General features: G+C 60.2%; 29 protein-coding genes. All 29 read left to right on the top strand.

The genetic code is table 11. The features are described from left to right. The coding region (locus GA0061105_RS30085) for an EF-Tu C-terminal domain-related protein (protein ID WP_018010126.1) at positions 1 to 95 on the top strand (95 nt) is incomplete at its 5' end. Positions 96 to 400: 305 nt separating this feature from the next. Then, on the top strand, positions 401 to 709 hold the full coding sequence (gene rpsJ, locus GA0061105_RS30080) for a 30S ribosomal protein S10 (protein ID WP_003547547.1): 309 nt from the start codon (positions 401 to 403) through the stop codon (positions 707 to 709). 33 nt (positions 710 to 742) lie between these two features. Continuing rightward, complete coding sequence (rplC, locus tag GA0061105_RS30075; RefSeq protein WP_008521348.1) at positions 743 to 1,384, top strand: 50S ribosomal protein L3; 642 nt, start codon at positions 743 to 745, stop codon at positions 1,382 to 1,384. Between the two features lie 13 nt (positions 1,385 to 1,397). Continuing rightward, positions 1,398 to 2,018, top strand: coding sequence for a 50S ribosomal protein L4 (gene rplD, locus GA0061105_RS30070; protein ID WP_010028977.1), 621 nt, complete (start codon positions 1,398 to 1,400; stop codon positions 2,016 to 2,018). Then, entirely contained in the window at positions 2,015 to 2,308 is a 294-nt protein-coding gene (locus tag GA0061105_RS30065) for a 50S ribosomal protein L23 (RefSeq protein ID WP_003547550.1), read from the top strand. Before rplD ends, GA0061105_RS30065 begins: the two co-directional genes overlap by 4 nt. 11 nt (positions 2,309 to 2,319) lie before the next feature. After that, positions 2,320 to 3,156, top strand: a complete 837-nt coding sequence (gene rplB / locus GA0061105_RS30060) for a 50S ribosomal protein L2 (protein ID WP_064692633.1) — start codon at positions 2,320 to 2,322, stop codon at positions 3,154 to 3,156. Between the two features lie 15 nt (positions 3,157 to 3,171). Further along, positions 3,172 to 3,450 (top strand): 30S ribosomal protein S19, encoded by a 279-nt coding sequence (gene rpsS / locus GA0061105_RS30055; RefSeq protein ID WP_003573797.1) that lies wholly within the window; start codon positions 3,172 to 3,174, stop codon positions 3,448 to 3,450. Positions 3,451 to 3,452: 2 nt separating this feature from the next. After that, positions 3,453 to 3,842, top strand: a complete 390-nt coding sequence (gene rplV, locus GA0061105_RS30050) for a 50S ribosomal protein L22 (protein WP_004674922.1) — start codon at positions 3,453 to 3,455, stop codon at positions 3,840 to 3,842. Beyond that, positions 3,842 to 4,576: a 30S ribosomal protein S3 gene (gene rpsC, locus GA0061105_RS30045; RefSeq protein ID WP_003573793.1), complete on the top strand. Its 735-nt coding sequence runs from the start codon at positions 3,842 to 3,844 to the stop codon at positions 4,574 to 4,576. The genes rplV and rpsC overlap by 1 nt, the downstream gene beginning before the upstream one ends. 38 nt (positions 4,577 to 4,614) lie before the next feature. Next, positions 4,615 to 5,028, top strand: a complete 414-nt coding sequence (gene rplP, locus GA0061105_RS30040; protein ID WP_003573792.1) for a 50S ribosomal protein L16 — start codon at positions 4,615 to 4,617, stop codon at positions 5,026 to 5,028. Positions 5,029 to 5,040: 12 nt separating this feature from the next. Next, positions 5,041 to 5,241 (top strand): 50S ribosomal protein L29, encoded by a 201-nt coding sequence (rpmC, locus tag GA0061105_RS30035; protein ID WP_008521335.1) that lies wholly within the window; start codon positions 5,041 to 5,043, stop codon positions 5,239 to 5,241. Between the two features lie 12 nt (positions 5,242 to 5,253). Continuing rightward, positions 5,254 to 5,493, top strand: a complete 240-nt coding sequence (gene rpsQ / locus GA0061105_RS30030; protein ID WP_004674926.1) for a 30S ribosomal protein S17 — start codon at positions 5,254 to 5,256, stop codon at positions 5,491 to 5,493. 262 nt (positions 5,494 to 5,755) lie between these two features. Next, positions 5,756 to 6,124 carry a 50S ribosomal protein L14 gene (rplN, locus tag GA0061105_RS30025; protein WP_003573790.1) on the top strand — a complete coding sequence of 123 codons (369 nt, stop codon included), beginning with the start codon at positions 5,756 to 5,758 and terminating at the stop codon, positions 6,122 to 6,124. Positions 6,125 to 6,136: 12 nt separating this feature from the next. Next, entirely contained in the window at positions 6,137 to 6,445 is a 309-nt protein-coding gene (rplX, locus tag GA0061105_RS30020; RefSeq protein WP_004674929.1) for a 50S ribosomal protein L24, read from the top strand. Further along, positions 6,438 to 6,995 carry a 50S ribosomal protein L5 gene (rplE, locus tag GA0061105_RS30015; RefSeq protein WP_011424985.1) on the top strand — a complete coding sequence of 186 codons (558 nt, stop codon included), beginning with the start codon at positions 6,438 to 6,440 and terminating at the stop codon, positions 6,993 to 6,995. The genes rplX and rplE overlap by 8 nt, the downstream gene beginning before the upstream one ends. Before the next feature lie 32 nt (positions 6,996 to 7,027). Further along, positions 7,028 to 7,333 carry a 30S ribosomal protein S14 gene (rpsN, locus tag GA0061105_RS30010; protein ID WP_003573787.1) on the top strand — a complete coding sequence of 102 codons (306 nt, stop codon included), beginning with the start codon at positions 7,028 to 7,030 and terminating at the stop codon, positions 7,331 to 7,333. Between the two features lie 12 nt (positions 7,334 to 7,345). Further along, positions 7,346 to 7,744, top strand: a complete 399-nt coding sequence (gene rpsH, locus GA0061105_RS30005) for a 30S ribosomal protein S8 (protein ID WP_004674934.1) — start codon at positions 7,346 to 7,348, stop codon at positions 7,742 to 7,744. Positions 7,745 to 7,786: 42 nt separating this feature from the next. Beyond that, positions 7,787 to 8,320, top strand: coding sequence for a 50S ribosomal protein L6 (rplF, locus tag GA0061105_RS30000; protein WP_064692634.1), 534 nt, complete (start codon positions 7,787 to 7,789; stop codon positions 8,318 to 8,320). 12 nt (positions 8,321 to 8,332) lie between these two features. Next, positions 8,333 to 8,695, top strand: coding sequence for a 50S ribosomal protein L18 (gene rplR / locus GA0061105_RS29995; RefSeq protein WP_011424987.1), 363 nt, complete (start codon positions 8,333 to 8,335; stop codon positions 8,693 to 8,695). A 134-nt stretch (positions 8,696 to 8,829) separates the two neighbouring features. Beyond that, complete coding sequence (gene rpsE / locus GA0061105_RS29990; protein WP_003573784.1) at positions 8,830 to 9,399, top strand: 30S ribosomal protein S5; 570 nt, start codon at positions 8,830 to 8,832, stop codon at positions 9,397 to 9,399. A 13-nt stretch (positions 9,400 to 9,412) separates the two neighbouring features. Beyond that, positions 9,413 to 9,622, top strand: coding sequence for a 50S ribosomal protein L30 (gene rpmD, locus GA0061105_RS29985; RefSeq protein ID WP_003547566.1), 210 nt, complete (start codon positions 9,413 to 9,415; stop codon positions 9,620 to 9,622). A 16-nt stretch (positions 9,623 to 9,638) separates the two neighbouring features. Next, a complete protein-coding gene (gene rplO, locus GA0061105_RS29980) occupies positions 9,639 to 10,115 on the top strand; it encodes a 50S ribosomal protein L15 (RefSeq protein ID WP_004677630.1) in 477 nt (158 codons plus the stop codon). Positions 10,116 to 10,348: 233 nt separating this feature from the next. Beyond that, entirely contained in the window at positions 10,349 to 11,689 is a 1,341-nt protein-coding gene (gene secY, locus GA0061105_RS29975) for a preprotein translocase subunit SecY (RefSeq protein WP_064692635.1), read from the top strand. Continuing rightward, on the top strand, positions 11,686 to 12,336 hold the full coding sequence (locus GA0061105_RS29970; RefSeq protein ID WP_064692636.1) for an adenylate kinase: 651 nt from the start codon (positions 11,686 to 11,688) through the stop codon (positions 12,334 to 12,336). The genes secY and GA0061105_RS29970 overlap by 4 nt, the downstream gene beginning before the upstream one ends. 222 nt (positions 12,337 to 12,558) lie before the next feature. Continuing rightward, on the top strand, positions 12,559 to 12,927 hold the full coding sequence (gene rpsM, locus GA0061105_RS29965; RefSeq protein ID WP_064692637.1) for a 30S ribosomal protein S13: 369 nt from the start codon (positions 12,559 to 12,561) through the stop codon (positions 12,925 to 12,927). A gap of 133 nt (positions 12,928 to 13,060) precedes the next feature. Further along, positions 13,061 to 13,450 (top strand): 30S ribosomal protein S11, encoded by a 390-nt coding sequence (gene rpsK, locus GA0061105_RS29960; protein WP_003547577.1) that lies wholly within the window; start codon positions 13,061 to 13,063, stop codon positions 13,448 to 13,450. A 97-nt stretch (positions 13,451 to 13,547) separates the two neighbouring features. Beyond that, on the top strand, positions 13,548 to 14,558 hold the full coding sequence (locus tag GA0061105_RS29955; RefSeq protein ID WP_003547579.1) for a DNA-directed RNA polymerase subunit alpha: 1,011 nt from the start codon (positions 13,548 to 13,550) through the stop codon (positions 14,556 to 14,558). A gap of 176 nt (positions 14,559 to 14,734) precedes the next feature. Further along, complete coding sequence (gene rplQ / locus GA0061105_RS29950; protein WP_092754862.1) at positions 14,735 to 15,157, top strand: 50S ribosomal protein L17; 423 nt, start codon at positions 14,735 to 14,737, stop codon at positions 15,155 to 15,157. Between the two features lie 160 nt (positions 15,158 to 15,317). Then, the gene (locus GA0061105_RS29945; protein WP_092754858.1) at positions 15,318 to 15,725 is read left to right on the top strand and encodes a ribosomal maturation YjgA family protein; all 408 of its coding nucleotides are present in this window, start codon (positions 15,318 to 15,320) and stop codon (positions 15,723 to 15,725) included. Positions 15,726 to 15,730: the final 5 nt, after the last annotated feature.

Here is a 15,730-nt window from a genome sequence, read left to right as displayed (position 1 = left end):
TCGTTCCGATCGCGATGGAAGAAAAGCTGCGCTTCGCTATCCGCGAAGGCGGCCGCACCGTCGGCGCCGGCATCGTCGCTTCGATCGTCGAGTAATGCATTCGGCCGCCCCGATGGGGTGGCCGATTCGATGACAATAATATGAAGCAGGCGGCGTAAGCCGCTTGCTTATTACACAGAAATGTAGCAAATGGCGCGCGAGCGCGATTTGCGTACCGCTTTGGATAACGAAGCGGTGACTGAACAACCAATAAGGTGGGCTAGAAGGCCCTGAAGACTGGATAGGGATGCCGGTATCGGCGCCCTCTCGATCTTTGAAACCGGTGGTCCGCCTTAGGAAGAAAGAACAACCCGTGTCTTGTTGAGAGACATGCGGTAAACAAACACAAGGATAACGTCGAATGAACGGCCAAAATATCCGCATTCGCCTGAAGGCGTTCGATCACCGGATTCTCGATGCTTCTACGCGCGAGATCGTGTCGACGGCGAAGCGCACCGGTGCAAGCGTCCGGGGCCCCGTTCCGCTTCCGACCCGCATCGAGAAGTTTACGGTCAACCGGTCCCCGCACATCGACAAGAAAAGCCGCGAACAGTTCGAGATGCGCACGCATAAGCGCCTGCTCGACATCGTAGACCCGACCCCGCAGACGGTAGACGCGCTGATGAAGCTCGATCTCGCCGCCGGTGTCGATGTTGAGATCAAGCTCTGAGCTTGCTCGAGCTGAGTTGGAAGGATTGAACCGATGCGTTCAGGTGTGATTGCACAGAAGGTGGGAATGACCCGCGTCTACAACGACGCCGGCGAGCATGTCCCGGTAACGGTACTGCGTATGGACGGCTGCCAGGTCGTCGCCACGCGCACCGTCGAAAAGAATGGCTATACCGCAGTTCAGCTCGGTGCCGGCCAGGCAAAGGTGAAGAACACGTCGAAGGCGATGCGCGGCAACTTTGCCGTTGCCAACGTCGAGCCGAAGGCCAAGCTGCAGGAGTTCCGTGTTTCGGAAGACAACCTGCTCGAGATCGGCACGGAGCTCAAGGCGGGTCACTTTGCCGCCGGTCAGCTCGTCGACGTGACGGGTACGACGATCGGTAAGGGTTTTGCCGGCGCCATGAAGCGCCACGGTTTCGGCGGTCTGCGCGCCACGCACGGCGTGTCGGTTTCGCACCGTTCGCACGGTTCGACCGGCTCGCGCCAGGATCCGGGCAAGGTTTTCAAGAACAAGAAGATGGCTGGTCACATGGGCCAGACGCGCGTCACGACGCAGAACCTGGAAGTGGTTTCGACCGACGAAGACCGTGGTCTGATCCTGATCAAGGGTGCTGTTCCCGGTTCCAAGGGTGCCTGGATCATCGTGCGCGACGCCGTCAAGTCGGCCGCGAAGTAAGGGAGCCAGATCAATGGAATTGAACGTCAAGACCCTCGAGGGAAAAGACGCCGGGAAGGTTTCCCTTTCGGACGAGATTTTCGGCCTCGAGCCCCGCGAAGACATTCTCGCCCGCGTCATCCGCTGGCAGCTTGCCAAGAAGCAGCAGGGCACGCACAAGGCAAAGGGCCGCGCTGAAGTCTCGCGCACCGGCGCCAAGATGTACAAGCAGAAGGGTACGGGCCGCGCCCGCCACCATTCGGCTCGCGCTCCGCAGTTCCGCGGCGGCGGCAAGGCCCATGGCCCGGTTGTCCGCAGCCATGAGCACGACCTTCCGAAGAAGGTTCGCGCGCTTGGCCTTCGCCACGCCCTTTCGGCCAAGATCAAGGCCGATGACGTCATCGTCATCGACAACCTGGTCGCTGCCGAAGCCAAGACCAAGGCTCTCGCGTCCGTTTTCGAGACGCTCGGCCTGACCAACGCCCTGTTCATCGGCGGCGCAGAGCTTGACGGCAACTTCAAGCTCGCAGCTCAGAACATCCCGAACATCGATGTTCTGCCGATCCAGGGTATCAACGTTTACGATATCGTGCGCCGCGGCAAGCTCGTGCTTTCCAAGGCTGCGGTTGAAGCGCTAGAGGAGCGATTCAAGTGACCGATCTTCGCCACTACGATGTGATCGTCTCTCCGGCGATCACCGAAAAGTCCACGCTGGTATCCGAGAACAACCAGGTTGTTTTCAATGTCGCCAAGCAGGCGACAAAGCCGGAAATCAAGGCTGCTGTCGAGGCGCTCTTCGGCGTCAAGGTTACGGCCGTCAACACTCTGCTTCGCAAGGGCAAGACCAAGCGGTTCCGCGGTTTTGTCGGCAAGCAGAAGGACGTGAAGAAGGCTGTCGTGACGCTGGCTGAAGGCCAGACGATCGACGTCTCCACCGGTCTCTGAGGTATAAGAAAATGGCATTGAAAACATTCAATCCGACGACCCCGAGCCAGCGTCAGCTGGTCATCGTGGACCGCTCCTCGCTCTACAAGGGCAAGCCGGTCAAGGCGCTGACGGAAGGTCTGACCAAGAGCGGCGGTCGTAACAACCTCGGCCGCATCACTGCCCGCTTCATCGGCGGCGGTCACAAGCGCAGCTACCGTCTGGTCGACTTCAAGCGTCGCAAGTTCGATGTCGAAGGCACGGTCGAACGGATCGAATACGATCCGAACCGCACCGCTTTCATCGCGCTGGTGAGCTATACGGATGGCGAGCAGGCCTACATCATCGCTCCGCAGCGTCTCGCTGCCGGCGATAAGGTCATCGCTTCGGAAAAGGCTGTCGACGTCAAGCCCGGCAACACCATGCCGCTGCAGTACATTCCGGTCGGCTCCATCATCCACAACGTGGAAATGAAGCCGGGCAAGGGCGGTCAGATCGCCCGCTCCGCCGGCTCCTACGCGCAGCTCGTCGGCCGTGACCAGGGCATGGCGATCCTTCGCCTGAACTCCGGTGAACAGCGCCTCGTAAGCGGCGTCTGCCTTGCTTCGATCGGCGCCGTGTCCAACCCGGATCACGCCAACATCAACGACGGCAAGGCCGGTCGTACCGTTTGGCGCGGCAAGCGTCCGCATAACCGCGGTGTTGTCATGAACCCGGTCGACCATCCGCACGGCGGTGGTGAAGGCCGCACCTCCGGTGGTCGCCATCCGGTGACACCGTGGGGCAAGCCGACCAAGGGCAAGCGCACCCGGTCGAACAAGTCGACCGACAAGATGATCATGCGCTCGCGTCATCAGCGTAAGAAGTAAGAGAGGAAGTCTCCAATGGCTCGTTCAGTATGGAAAGGTCCGTTCGTTGACGGCTATCTTCTCAAGAAGGCTGAGAAGGTTCGTGAAGGCGGACGTGCAGAAGTGATCAAGATCTGGAGCCGTCGCTCCACGATCCTGCCGCAGTTCGTCGGTCTTACCTTCGGCGTCTACAACGGCAGCAAGCATATTCCGGTCAGCGTCAATGAAGACATGGTCGGCCACAAATTCGGTGAATTCTCTCCGACCCGCACCTACTACGGTCACGGCGCGGACAAGAAGGCGAAGAGGAAGTAACAATGGGCAAGGCAAAAGCCGAACGCCGGCTGAAGGACAACGAGGCGCAAGCAGTCGCCCGCACGCTCCGCGTCAGCCCCCAGAAGCTCAACCTGGTTGCTGCGGCCATCCGCGGCAAGAAGGTCGAGCGCGCACTCGCTGAGCTGGAGTTCTCCCGCAAGCGTATCGCGGGCGCCGTCAAGAAGACGCTCGAATCCGCGATCGCCAACGCCGAGAACAACCACGATCTCGACGTCGACGCTCTTGTCGTCGCCGAGGCCTATGTCGGCAAGTCGATCGTCATGAAGCGTTTCCACGCTCGTGGCCGCGGTCGTGCGTCGCGCATCGAAAAGCCCTTCGCGCACCTGACGATCGTCGTTCGTGAAGTGCAGGCAGCAGAGGAGGCCGCATAATGGGTCAGAAAATCAATCCGATCGGTTTCCGTCTCGGCATCAACCGTACCTGGGATAGCCGCTGGTTCGCGGACAATGCCGAGTACGGCCAGCTGCTGCACGAAGATCTGAAGATGCGCAAGTTCGTCATGAGCGAACTGAAGCAGGCAGGCATCTCTAAGGTGGTCATCGAGCGTCCGCACAAGAAGTGCCGCGTCACGATCCACTCGGCTCGTCCGGGCCTGATCATCGGCCGCAAGGGCGCCGACATCGACAAGCTCCGCAAGAAGCTGTCGGATATGACCAATTCGGAAACGCACCTCAACATCGTCGAAGTGCGCAAGCCCGAAGTCGACGCGACGCTGGTCGCTCAGTCGATCGCCCAGCAGCTCGAGCGCCGCGTGGCTTTCCGCCGCGCCATGAAGCGCGCCGTTCAGTCGGCAATGCGTCTTGGCGCCGAAGGCATCAAGATCACCTGCGCCGGCCGTCTCGGCGGTGCCGAAATCGCGCGTACCGAATGGTACCGTGAAGGCCGTGTGCCGCTGCACACGCTGCGCGCCGACATCGACTACGGCACGGCAGAAGCCGAAACCGCATTCGGTATCTGCGGCATCAAGGTGTGGATCTTCAAGGGCGAAATCCTTGAGCACGATCCGATGGCTTCCGAACGCCGCGCGCTGGAAGGCGACGCACAGGGCCCGGCAAGCCGCGAACGCGACCGTGGCGATCGTCGCCGCGAACGCGACAACGCGTAATTAGCGCTGGCGAAAGATAAGCTCGGAGAAGTAAGAAAATGTTGCAGCCAAAGCGTACTAAGTACCGCAAGCAGTTCAAGGGCCGCATCAAGGGCGTCGCCAAGGGCGGTTCTGACCTGGCATTCGGCGAATTCGGCCTGAAGGCTCAGGAGCCCAACCGCGTCAACGCACGCGAGATCGAAGCGGCCCGCCGCGCGATCACGCGTTACATGAAGCGCGCCGGCCGTGTATGGATCCGCGTGTTCCCGGACGTTCCGGTAACCGCAAAGCCGACCGAAGTCCGCATGGGTAAAGGTAAGGGCTCCGTTGAGTACTGGGCATGCAAGGTCAAGCCCGGTCGTATGATGTTCGAGATCGACGGCGTCAGCGAAGAGATCGCCCGCGAGGCGCTTCGCCTCGGCTCTGCCAAGCTCTCGGTCAAGACGCGCTTCGTACAGCGCATTGCAGAGTAAGGGATTGAGCTCATGAAAGCCTCAGACGTTCGCGCGCTCAGCGCCGACCAACTCAAGGACGAGCTTGCCAAGCTGAAGAAGGAGCAGTTCAACCTGCGCTTCCAGAAGGCGACCGGCCAGCTCGAAAAGTCCTCGCGCATCAACGAAGTCCGCAAGGACATCGCCCGCGTCAAAACCATTGCCCGCCAGAAGGCGGCAGAAGTTAAGGCCTAAAGGAAGAAAAATATGCCGAAGCGCATCCTGCAGGGCGTCGTCGTTGGCGACAAGAACGAGAAGACGGTAGTAGTTCGCGTCGAGCGTCGTTTCGCTCATCCGCTGCTCCAGAAGACCGTTCGTCGTTCCAAGAAGTACAAGGCCCACGACGAAAACAATCAGTACAAGATCGGCGATACCGTATCCATCGAGGAATGCGCGCCGATCTCCAAGGACAAGCGCTGGACGGTCATCGCCGCCCAGGGCAAGTAAACAGAATTTTGTGCGAGGCCTTGCGTCTCGCCGAAATATCTGTATGAAGCAGCGTCAGAACGCTCGAATGCCGGGCGTTCTTTTGCTTTGAGCGCACGGAAGGTCCCGTTCGGGAAACCACCCTGGCACGATCGACCCCGCGCTATTCAGCTATTGCCGTGTTTTGCCTGCCGTTACGGCAGGCTGGCCGGCGAACATTTTCATAAGCCGGAGTAGGGGGCTTAGGCCCAACCATTCCGGTAAACCAAGAAGGCGACCTGATATGATTCAGATGCAAACAAACCTCGACGTCGCGGATAATTCCGGCGCACGTCGTGTCATGTGCATCAAGGTGCTGGGCGGCTCGAAGCGCAAGTATGCCTCGATCGGCGACGTCATCGTCGTTTCGATCAAGGAAGCGATCCCGCGCGGCCGCGTGAAGAAGGGTGACGTGATGAAGGCGGTTGTCGTTCGCACCGCCAAGGACATCCGTCGTCCGGATGGCTCGGTCATCCGCTTCGACACCAACGCAGCAGTCCTCATCGACAACAAGAAAGAGCCGATCGGCACCCGTATCTTCGGACCGGTTCCGCGCGAACTTCGCGCCAAGAACCACATGAAGATCATCTCGCTGGCTCCCGAAGTACTGTAAGGAGCGGAAGCGATGCAAAAGATTCGTAAAGGCGACAAGGTCGTCATGCTCGCTGGCAAGGACAAGGGCCGCACCGGCGAAGTCGTTCAGGTCATGCCGAAGGAAGATCGTGCGGTCGTCCGTGGCGTCAACGTCGTGAAGCGCCACCAGCGCCAGACGCAGACCCAGGAAGCCGGCATCATCAACAAGGAAGCCCCGGTTCACCTGTCCAACATTGCAATCGTCGACAAGGACGGCAAGCCGACCCGCGTCGGTTTCAAGGTCGTTGACGGCAAGAAGGTCCGCGTGGCCAAGCGTTCTGGAGAAGTGATCGATGGCTGAGGCAAAATACGAGCCGCGGCTCAAGAAGGAATATGTCGAGCGCATCCGCAAGGCGATGCAGGAGAAGTTCTCCTACGCCAACGAGATGATGATCCCGAAGCTCGACAAGATCGTGATCAACATGGGCGTTGGTGAAGCGACCGCTGACTCGAAGAAGCCGACGGTTGCTGCCGCCGACCTCGCAGCGATCGCCGGTCAGAAGCCGGTCATCACCCGCGCACGCAACTCTATCGCAGGCTTCAAGGTCCGCGAAAACATGCCGATCGGCGCAAAGGTCACCCTGCGCGGCGCCCGCATGTACGAGTTCCTGGATCGTCTGGTCAACATCGCGCTTCCGCGCGTTCGCGACTTCCGCGGCCTGAACCCGAAGAGCTTTGACGGCCGTGGCAACTTCGCCATGGGCATCAAGGAGCACATTGTGTTCCCTGAAATCAACTACGACAAGGTTGATCAGATGTGGGGCATGGACATCATCGTTTGCACGACGGCGACGACCGACGACGAAGCCCGGACTCTCCTGAAAGAGTTCAGCTTCCCGTTCCGTCAATAACCGTAACGACGAGCGTAGAAAAGGAACCTGACATGGCGAAGACAAGCGCAGTTGAAAAGAACAAGCGCCGCCGTACTACGGTCGCCAACCAGGCCGCGAAGCGGGCTGCGTTGAAGGCGATCATCATGAACCAGGCTCTTCCGATCGAAGAGCGGTTCAAGGCCTCGATCAAGCTGGCATCCCTGCCGCGCGATGGATCGAAGACCCGTATTCGCAACCGTTGCGAAGTATCGGGCCGTCCGCGCGCATATTACCGCAAACTGCGCATGTCGCGTATTGCGCTGCGTGAACTGGGCAATCTCGGCAAGGTGCCGGGCATCGTCAAGTCGAGCTGGTAAGGAGCAGGTTAGATGACAATGACTGATCCGTTGGGCGATATGCTCACCCGTATCCGCAACGGCGCTTCCCGCCGCAAGTCGTCGGTTTCGACGCCTGCGTCCAAGCTCCGTGCGCGTGTTCTCGATGTCCTGCAGTCCGAAGGCTACATCCGTGGCTATTCCGTTGTCGATTTCGGCAATGGCAAGTCGGAGCTCAACATCGAGCTGAAATACTATGAAGGCGCATCGGTGATCCGCGAGATCGGCCGTGTGTCCAAGCCGGGCCGCCGGGTTTATGTCTCGGTCAAGTCCATTCCGCAGGTCGCGAACGGCCTCGGCATCACCATCCTTTCGACTCCGAAGGGCGTGATGGCCGATCACCAGGCTCGCGAACAGAACGTTGGTGGCGAGGTTCTTTGCTCGGTCTTCTAAGATCGGGCGAGGATCTCCATAGCGAACAGACAGGATTGAAACATGTCTCGTATCGGTAAGAAGCCCGTTCAGGTGCCTGCTGGAATCACGGCTACGGTCGATGGCCAGAAGGTTACTGCAAAGGGCCCGAAGGGCGAGCTGTTCTTCGTCGCTAACGACGAAATCAGCCTCAAGCTCGAAAACAACGCGGTCGTCGTGACGCCCGTAAACCAGACCAAGGATGCACGTTCGAAGTGGGGTATGTCCCGCACTATGATCGAAGGCATCTTCAAGGGCGTCAAGGATGGTTTCGAGCGCAAGCTTGAAATCAACGGCGTCGGTTACCGCGCCGCCATGCAGGGCAAGAACCTGCAACTGGCGCTCGGTTTCAGCCACGACGTGGTCTATGAACCGCCGGTCGGCATCACGATTGCTGTTCCGAAGCCGACTGAAATCGTCGTCAGCGGCATCAACAAGCAGCAGGTCGGCCAGGTTGCCGCCGAAATCCGCGAATATCGCGGTCCCGAGCCTTATAAGGGCAAGGGCGTCAAGTATGCCGACGAGCGGATCGTCCGCAAAGAAGGCAAGAAGAAGTAAGGATCACGCGAAATGGCTAGCAGGAAAGAAGCACTTGCACGTCGTGCCAACCGCGTGCGCCGTCATATCAAGTCGGTGGCCAACGGCCGTCCGCGCCTGTCGGTTCATCGCTCCTCGAAGAACATCTACGCCCAGATCATCGATGATGTGGCCGGCAAGACGCTTGCGTCCGCCTCCACCCTCGACAAGGATCTGCGCGGTTCTCTGAAGACCGGTGCCGATACCGCCGCCGCCGCTGCCGTGGGCAAGCTCGTCGCCGAGCGCGCCTCCAAGGCTGGCGTTACGGACGTCGTGTTCGACCGTGGCGCCTTCATCTATCACGGCCGCATCAAGGCTCTCGCCGAAGCGGCCCGCGAAGGCGGTCTCACCTTCTGATCAGTTTCCGGCCGGGCGCTGTCGCTCCGGCCGGATTTTCGCCGGACCGCAGGCACTCCCTGGCAAGAAGGGGAGGCTGACGCGGTCCACAGTCATTTGCCGATTGCACCCGGAAAAGAAAAAGGAAGAGGACAATGGCACAGGAAAGAAGGCCGCAGCGGGAAGACCGCCAGAGCCGTGAAGAGCGCGATAGCGAATTCGTCGACAAGCTTGTCGCGATCAACCGCGTCGCCAAGGTCGTTAAGGGCGGCCGTCGTTTTGGTTTCGCAGCACTCGTCGTCGTTGGCGACCAGAAGGGCCGCGTCGGTTTCGGCCATGGCAAGGCGCGCGAAGTGCCGGAAGCCATCCGCAAGGCAACCGAAGCCGCCAAGCGCGAACTGATCTTCGTACCGCTGCGTGACGGCCGTACGCTGCATCACGACGTCCATGGCCGCCACGGCGCCGGCAAGGTTCTGTTGCGCTCGGCCAAGGTCGGTACCGGCATCATCGCCGGCGGTCCGATGCGCGCCGTATTCGAAACGCTCGGCATGCACGACGTCGTCGCCAAGTCGACCGGTTCGTCGAACCCCTACAACATGGTTCGCGCCACCTTCGACGCTCTGAAGCACCAGGTTCACCCGAAGGACATCGCAGCTCAGCGCGGCATCAAGTATGCAACGCTGCAGGCTCGTCGTAGCGCCTCCGGCAACGCCTCTGAAGAATAAGAGGAGCTGACCAATGGCCAAGGCTACCAAGAAGGCTGAAGCGAAGACTGTCACGATCGAACAGATCGGCAGCCCGATTCGCCGTCCGGACGTCCAGCAGCGCACGCTGATCGGTCTCGGACTGAACAAGATGCACCGTCGCCGCACGCTGGAGGATACTCCTTCCGTTCGTGGCATGATCCGTGCTGTCCAGCATCTCGTTCGCGTTGTCGACGAGAAGTGAGACGGAGGAAACGCTCATGAAACTTAATGAAATCAAGGACAACGAAGGCTCGACCCACAGCCGCAAGCGCCTCGGCCGCGGTATCGGCTCGGGCTCGGGCAAGACCGGTGGTCGCGGCGTGAAGGGTCAGAAGTCCCGTTCCGGCGTCGCCATCAACGGCTTCGAAGGCGGCCAGATGCCGATCTATCGTCGCCTGCCGAAGCGCGGCTTCAACAACATCTTCGCTTCCGACTTCGTCGTCGTGTCGCTCGCCCGCATCCAGGCTGCGATCGACGCCGGCAAGCTCGATGCCAAGGCGACCGTTGACGCGGCCGCCCTCAAGGCCGCCGGCGTCATCCGCCGCGCAAAGGACGGTGTACGTGTTCTCGCCGATGGCGAACTCAAGGCCAAGATCACCATCGTTGTCGCAGGCGCTTCCAAGCCTGCCGTCGAGAAGATCGAAAAGGCCGGCGGTAGCGTGACGCTGCTTTCGGCTCCGGCAGCTGCCGAATAATAATCTGATGATATGTCGCCCGGGGTGCTTCACACCGGGCGATTTTGCTCCCATATGTGGGCCTCACAAAAACTTGGCTGGCGCGCCCGCGTCATGCCGGTAAGACTCGAAAACAAGGGTGAGGCATGGGGTTGCGCCGCAATCCGTCCTGAGCCTGGTTTTGAATAATTTTATACTGATTCCGGACCCGGCCTGCCGTTTGAGGCGCCGGAATTGGTAGCGCGGAGAATCGCATGGCTTCTGCAGCGGAACAATTGGCATCCAACCTCAATTTTTCGACCTTTGCCAAAGCCGAGGATTTGAAGAAGCGCCTGTGGTTCACACTGGCAGCTCTCCTCGTCTACAGGCTCGGCACCCATATTCCGCTTCCGGGTCTCAATCCTGAAGCCTATGCCCAGGCTTTCCGCGGCCAGGCAGGCGGCATTCTCGGCCTCTTCAACATGTTCTCGGGCGGCGCGGTTGAGCGCATGGCGATCTTCGCGCTCGGCATCATGCCTTATATCTCCGCCTCGATCATCGTGCAGCTCATGACCTCGGTCGTGCCGGCGCTCGAAAACCTCAAGAAGGAAGGCGAGCAGGGGCGCAAGATCATCAACCAGTACACCCGCTACGGCACCGTCATTCTGGGTGCACTGCAGGCTTACGGCATTGCCGCCGGTCTCGAGAGCGGGCAGGGCCTGGTCGTTGATCCGGGTTGGTTCTTCCGCCTTTCCACGGTCCTGACGCTGCTTGGCGGCACGATGTTCCTGATGTGGCTCGGTGAGCAGGTCACCTCGCGCGGCATCGGCAACGGCATTTCGTTGATCATCTTCGCCGGTATCGCAGCCGGCCTTCCGAGCGCTCTTGCCGGCACCCTCGAACTCGGCCGCACCGGCGCGCTGTCGACCGGCCTCATCCTGCTCGTCATCCTCGTCGCGATCGCCGTCATCGGCATCATCGTCTTCGTCGAACGCGCCCAGCGCCGGCTGCTGATCCAGTATCCGAAGCGCCAGGTCGGCAACCGGATGTTCCAGGGCGACACCTCGCACCTGCCGCTGAAGCTCAACACATCGGGCGTCATTCCGGCGATCTTCGCCTCGTCGCTGCTGCTGCTGCCGGCAACGGTCGCCGGCTTCGCCAGCACCACGTCGATGCCGTCCTGGGCGACGTCGATCGTTGCCGCCCTCGGCCACGGCCAGCCGCTCTACATGGTGCTCTATGCGGCGCTGATCGCCTTCTTCGCCTTCTTCTATACGGCCATTGTCTTCAATCCGAAGGACACCGCCGACAATCTGAAGAAGCATGGCGGCTTCATTCCCGGCATCCGTCCCGGTGAGCGCACTGCCGAATATATCGACTACGTGCTGACCCGCATCACCGTGATCGGCGCGATCTATCTCGTCTTCGTCTGCATCCTCCCGGAGATTCTGGTGTCGCAAACCGGCATTCCATTAGCCCTTGGTGGGACTTCGCTTTTGATCGTGGTTAGCGTAACTCTTGATACAGTTGCACAGATCCAGGGTCACCTGATCGCGCAGCAATACGAAGGCCTGATCAAGAAATCGAAGTTGCGTGGAGGAAAGAGGGGGCGATGAGACTTATCCTTTTGGGGCCGCCGGGCGCGGGCAAGGGAACCCAGGCCCAGCGGATCGTGGAAAAGCACGGCATTCCGCAGCTTTCCACGGGCGACATGCTGCGAGCGGCGGTCAACGCCGGGACTGAGGTCGGCAAGCGCGCCAAGGCTGTCATGGACGCCGGCAAGCTCGTCTCGGACGACATCGTCATCGCCATCGTCTCCGAACGAATCGATCAGCCCGATTGCGCCAACGGTTTCATTCTCGATGGCTTCCCCAGGACGCTCGTTCAGGCGGACGCCACTGAAGCGATGCTGAGAGCAAAGGGTCTTGATCTCTCCGTTGTCATCGAATTCCGCGTTGACGACGCTGAGCTCGTCCGGCGCGTTGCCGGTCGCTACTCCTGCGCGCAGTGCGGTAGCGTCTATCACGACACGGACAAGGTTCCGGCCAATGAAGGTGTGTGCGACAAGTGCGGCTCTACCCACTTCAAGCGCCGTCCCGACGACAATCCGGAGACCATGACGGCTCGGCTGCAGGTCTATTACAAGGAGACCTCGCCGCTGATCGGCTACTATCATGCCAAAGGCAAGCTCAGGTCCGTGGACGGCATGGCGGAAATCGATGAAGTGACCGCCGATGTCGAAGGCATTCTTTCCAAGCTTTAAGGCTTTGAAAATAAAACTTGGCGGAACGGTTGCTTTTCAGCAGTGATTCCGCTAAACACCGCGCCAACTCGCGACATTCCCTGCGATCGGCGCGGATTTCCCTGGGAAGTCCGGGTTCGGTCGTGTTGACATGTTGCGGACCTAAATTTGAACGGGCGGTTCGAAAGACCGCATAACGAAGCCCACTTGCCGGATGGCAACTGGAATGCAAGGAGAACAGGCGTGGCACGTATCGCTGGCGTCAACATCCCGACTGCAAAGCGCGTTGTCATCGCGCTGACCTACATTCACGGGATCGGTCCGAAATTCGCACAGGAAATCGTCGAGAAGGTCGGTATCCCGGCTGAGCGTCGTGTGCATCAGCTGACGGACGCTGAAGTCCTTCAGATCCGCGAAACCATCGACCGCGACTATCAGGTCGAAGGTGATCTTCGTCGCGATACCGCGATGAACATCAAGCGCCTGATGGATCTCGGCTGCTACCGCGGCCTGCGTCATCGTCGCGGCCTTCCGGTCCGCGGTCAGCGCACGCACACCAATGCCCGCACTCGCAAGGGTCCGGCAAAGGCAATCGCTGGCAAGAAGAAGTAATTTCCGGGAAACCGGGGTGGGGAGGCTGGCGGTCCGCGCCGGCCTCTTTTGAGTTTGGAGCGGGACCATATAGGCGCCGTTCCGGTGTAGCTGCTGGCATTACGGCGGTGAAGAGATCAACGAAAGGAATAGCATGGCTAAGGAAGCCGTCCGCGTTCGCCGTCGCGAGCGCAAGAATATCTCGTCGGGTGTCGCTCACGTCAACTCGACCTTCAACAACACGATGATCACCATCACCGATGCGCAGGGCAATGCGATCGCCTGGTCGTCGGCTGGCGCCAAGGGTTTCAAGGGCTCGCGCAAGTCGACCCCGTTTGCTGCCCAGATCGCTGCTGAAGACTGCGCCAAGAAGGCCCAGGAGCACGGCATGAAGTCGCTGGAAGTCGAAGTCTGCGGCCCCGGTTCGGGTCGTGAATCGGCTCTGCGCGCGCTCCAGGCTGCGGGTTTCATGATCACGTCCATCCGCGACGTGACGCCGATCCCGCACAATGGCTGCCGTCCGCGCAAGAAGCGCCGCGTCTGATCATCGCTCTCGTCACTGGTGAGCGCTTTGGCGCTCCCGGTGGTTTTCAAGCTCGGTTGCCACGATTGGATGGTGGCAACGAACGGAAGGCAAACTCATGATTCAGAAGAACTGGCAGGAACTGATCAAGCCGAACAAGGTGGAGTTCTCCTCGAGCTCGCGCACCAGGGCGACGCTCGTCGCCGAACCGCTGGAGCGCGGCTTCGGCCTCACCCTTGGCAACGCGCTGCGTCGCGTTCTGCTCTCCTCGCTGCGCGGTGCTGCCGTCACGGCGGTGCAGATCGACGGCGTGCTGCATGAATTCTCCTCGATTCCGGGTGTCCGCGAAGACGTCACGGATATCGTGCTCAATATCAAGGAAATCGCCATCAAGATGGATGGCGACGACGCAAAGCGCATGGTCGTGCGCAAGCAGGGCCCGGGCGTTGTCACGGCTGGCGACATTCAGACGGTCGGCGATATCGAGATCCTCAATCCCGAGCATGTGATCTGCACGCTCGACGAGGGCGCCGAGATCCGCATGGAGTTCACCGTCAACAACGGCAAGGGCTATGTCCCGGCCGAGCGCAATCGTGCGGAAGATGCCCCGATCGGTCTCATCCCGGTCGACAGCCTCTATTCGCCGGTCAAGAAGGTGTCCTACAAGGTTGAAAATACCCGCGAAGGACAGGTTCTCGACTACGACAAGCTGAACATGACCATCGAAACCGATGGCTCGATCACCGGTGAAGACGCCGTCGCTTTCGCGGCGCGTATTCTCCAGGATCAGCTTGGCGTCTTCGTCAACTTCGACGAGCCGCAGAAGGAAACCGAAGAGGAAGCAGTCACCGAACTCGCTTTCAACCCGGCTCTCCTCAAGAAGGTGGACGAACTCGAACTGTCGGTCCGTTCGGCGAACTGCCTGAAGAACGACAACATCGTCTACATCGGCGACCTCATTCAGAAGACCGAAGCAGAAATGCTCCGCACGCCGAATTTTGGTCGCAAGTCGCTGAACGAAATCAAGGAAGTTCTCGCTTCCATGGGCCTGCACCTCGGCATGGAAGTGCCGGCATGGCCGCCCGAGAACATCGAAGATCTCGCCAAGCGTTACGAAGACCAGTACTGAGCGGCGTGAGGAAAAGTGTAAAGCGGTCTTCCGCCCACACGCCGATCGCAAGAACATAACAAAAGGCAGGCTCTTTCGGCTGCCTTTCCCCGTCAAACAGCAGGCCGATCGCCTGCATGTGCCAGGAAACGGCAGGCCCACCTAACGTAAGGGCACTGCATTAAAGGAGAATAGCAATGCGCCATGGTAAAGCCGGCCGCAAGCTGAATAGAACCGCAAGCCACCGTAAGGCGATGTTCGCCAACATGGCGGCTTCGCTCATTACCCACGAGCAGATCGTCACGACCGTGCCGAAGGCCAAGGAAATCCGTCCGATCGTCGAGAAGCTCGTCACGCTCGGCAAGCGCGGCGACCTGCACGCTCGCCGTCAGGCGATCTCGCAGATCCGCGACGCCGCTGTCGTCTCGAAGCTGTTCGACACGATCGCAACGCGTTATGCCACCCGCAACGGCGGCTATCTGCGCATCATGAAGGCCGGCTTCCGCCAGGGCGACAACGCCGCCATGGCCGTGATCGAGTTCGTCGACCGCGACACCTACGCCAAGGGCGCAGCCGACAAGGCCCGCGTCGCTGCTGAAGAGCAGGCCGTCGCCGCCTAATCGTCCGCTCCGCCGGAACAAAACAGCCGGGCTGCAAAGCCCGGCTGTTTTTGTTTATGCCTTGGTCTGAGTGGAAGTGGCGCAGTTCCTTTGGTGACGGGGCCGTTCGTATGTCCACCCTCAGAATTGCAAGCTGCGGAGATTGAGATAGGACGGCTCTATGGACAACTTCCTTGAAGCGCGGCGTCGATCGCAATTCCTCCGTCTTGCGGCTGTGCTTGTCGTTATTGCGGCCGGACTGGTGCTCAGGCACTTTGGCTATACCGTCGGCCTGCCATTCATCATCGTCAAATATGGTGGATCGGCGCTTTGGGGAGCCATGGTTTATCTGCTGGTGGCGCTGGTATTTGGAAAGTCACCGCGGGCAGTCATTGCGATCACGGCGCTGGTCGTTGCAATCTGCGTGGAACTGTTCCGACTGTATCACACACCCTGGCTCGACGCGTTTCGGCTGACCACCGCAGGCGCGCTGCTGCTCGGTCGTATCTTCTCGCTGTGGAACATTCTGGGCTACGCGATTGGTATAGCCGCGGCGTACGTATTCGATCCTGCGCGTCCTTGCCGCTAATCTGC

The organism is Rhizobium aethiopicum (assembly GCF_900094625.1).
Classification (GTDB): domain Bacteria; phylum Pseudomonadota; class Alphaproteobacteria; order Rhizobiales; family Rhizobiaceae; genus Rhizobium; species Rhizobium aethiopicum.
The sequence above is the reverse complement of the archived record's forward strand: the minus strand, read 5'-3'. Positions and strand labels throughout refer to the sequence as shown.

What these genes read in the sequence shown, in the direction of transcription:
- rpsS (WP_003573797.1), top strand. Translation starts at nt 3,172, where the DNA reads ATGGCTCGTTCAGTATGGAAAGGTCCGTTCGTTGACGGCTATCTTCTC.
- rplR (WP_011424987.1), top strand. Translation starts at nt 8,333, where the DNA reads ATGGCTAGCAGGAAAGAAGCACTTGCACGTCGTGCCAACCGCGTGCGC.
- GA0061105_RS29955 (WP_003547579.1), top strand. Translation starts at nt 13,548, where the DNA reads ATGATTCAGAAGAACTGGCAGGAACTGATCAAGCCGAACAAGGTGGAG.
- rplN (WP_003573790.1), top strand. Translation starts at nt 5,756, where the DNA reads ATGATTCAGATGCAAACAAACCTCGACGTCGCGGATAATTCCGGCGCA.
- rplC (WP_008521348.1), top strand. Translation starts at nt 743, where the DNA reads ATGCGTTCAGGTGTGATTGCACAGAAGGTGGGAATGACCCGCGTCTAC.
- rplX (WP_004674929.1), top strand. Translation starts at nt 6,137, where the DNA reads ATGCAAAAGATTCGTAAAGGCGACAAGGTCGTCATGCTCGCTGGCAAG.
- GA0061105_RS29945 (WP_092754858.1), top strand. Translation starts at nt 15,318, where the DNA reads ATGGACAACTTCCTTGAAGCGCGGCGTCGATCGCAATTCCTCCGTCTT.
- rplO (WP_004677630.1), top strand. Translation starts at nt 9,639, where the DNA reads ATGAAACTTAATGAAATCAAGGACAACGAAGGCTCGACCCACAGCCGC.
- rpsC (WP_003573793.1), top strand. Translation starts at nt 3,842, where the DNA reads ATGGGTCAGAAAATCAATCCGATCGGTTTCCGTCTCGGCATCAACCGT.
- rpmD (WP_003547566.1), top strand. Translation starts at nt 9,413, where the DNA reads ATGGCCAAGGCTACCAAGAAGGCTGAAGCGAAGACTGTCACGATCGAA.
- rplF (WP_064692634.1), top strand. Translation starts at nt 7,787, where the DNA reads ATGTCTCGTATCGGTAAGAAGCCCGTTCAGGTGCCTGCTGGAATCACG.
- rpsQ (WP_004674926.1), top strand. Translation starts at nt 5,254, where the DNA reads ATGCCGAAGCGCATCCTGCAGGGCGTCGTCGTTGGCGACAAGAACGAG.
- rplD (WP_010028977.1), top strand. Translation starts at nt 1,398, where the DNA reads ATGGAATTGAACGTCAAGACCCTCGAGGGAAAAGACGCCGGGAAGGTT.
- rplE (WP_011424985.1), top strand. Translation starts at nt 6,438, where the DNA reads ATGGCTGAGGCAAAATACGAGCCGCGGCTCAAGAAGGAATATGTCGAG.
- rpmC (WP_008521335.1), top strand. Translation starts at nt 5,041, where the DNA reads ATGAAAGCCTCAGACGTTCGCGCGCTCAGCGCCGACCAACTCAAGGAC.
- rplB (WP_064692633.1), top strand. Translation starts at nt 2,320, where the DNA reads ATGGCATTGAAAACATTCAATCCGACGACCCCGAGCCAGCGTCAGCTG.
- rpsJ (WP_003547547.1), top strand. Translation starts at nt 401, where the DNA reads ATGAACGGCCAAAATATCCGCATTCGCCTGAAGGCGTTCGATCACCGG.
- rplQ (WP_092754862.1), top strand. Translation starts at nt 14,735, where the DNA reads ATGCGCCATGGTAAAGCCGGCCGCAAGCTGAATAGAACCGCAAGCCAC.
- rpsN (WP_003573787.1), top strand. Translation starts at nt 7,028, where the DNA reads ATGGCGAAGACAAGCGCAGTTGAAAAGAACAAGCGCCGCCGTACTACG.
- rplP (WP_003573792.1), top strand. Translation starts at nt 4,615, where the DNA reads ATGTTGCAGCCAAAGCGTACTAAGTACCGCAAGCAGTTCAAGGGCCGC.
- secY (WP_064692635.1), top strand. Translation starts at nt 10,349, where the DNA reads ATGGCTTCTGCAGCGGAACAATTGGCATCCAACCTCAATTTTTCGACC.
- rplV (WP_004674922.1), top strand. Translation starts at nt 3,453, where the DNA reads ATGGGCAAGGCAAAAGCCGAACGCCGGCTGAAGGACAACGAGGCGCAA.
- rpsE (WP_003573784.1), top strand. Translation starts at nt 8,830, where the DNA reads ATGGCACAGGAAAGAAGGCCGCAGCGGGAAGACCGCCAGAGCCGTGAA.
- GA0061105_RS29970 (WP_064692636.1), top strand. Translation starts at nt 11,686, where the DNA reads ATGAGACTTATCCTTTTGGGGCCGCCGGGCGCGGGCAAGGGAACCCAG.
- rpsK (WP_003547577.1), top strand. Translation starts at nt 13,061, where the DNA reads ATGGCTAAGGAAGCCGTCCGCGTTCGCCGTCGCGAGCGCAAGAATATC.
- rpsH (WP_004674934.1), top strand. Translation starts at nt 7,346, where the DNA reads ATGACAATGACTGATCCGTTGGGCGATATGCTCACCCGTATCCGCAAC.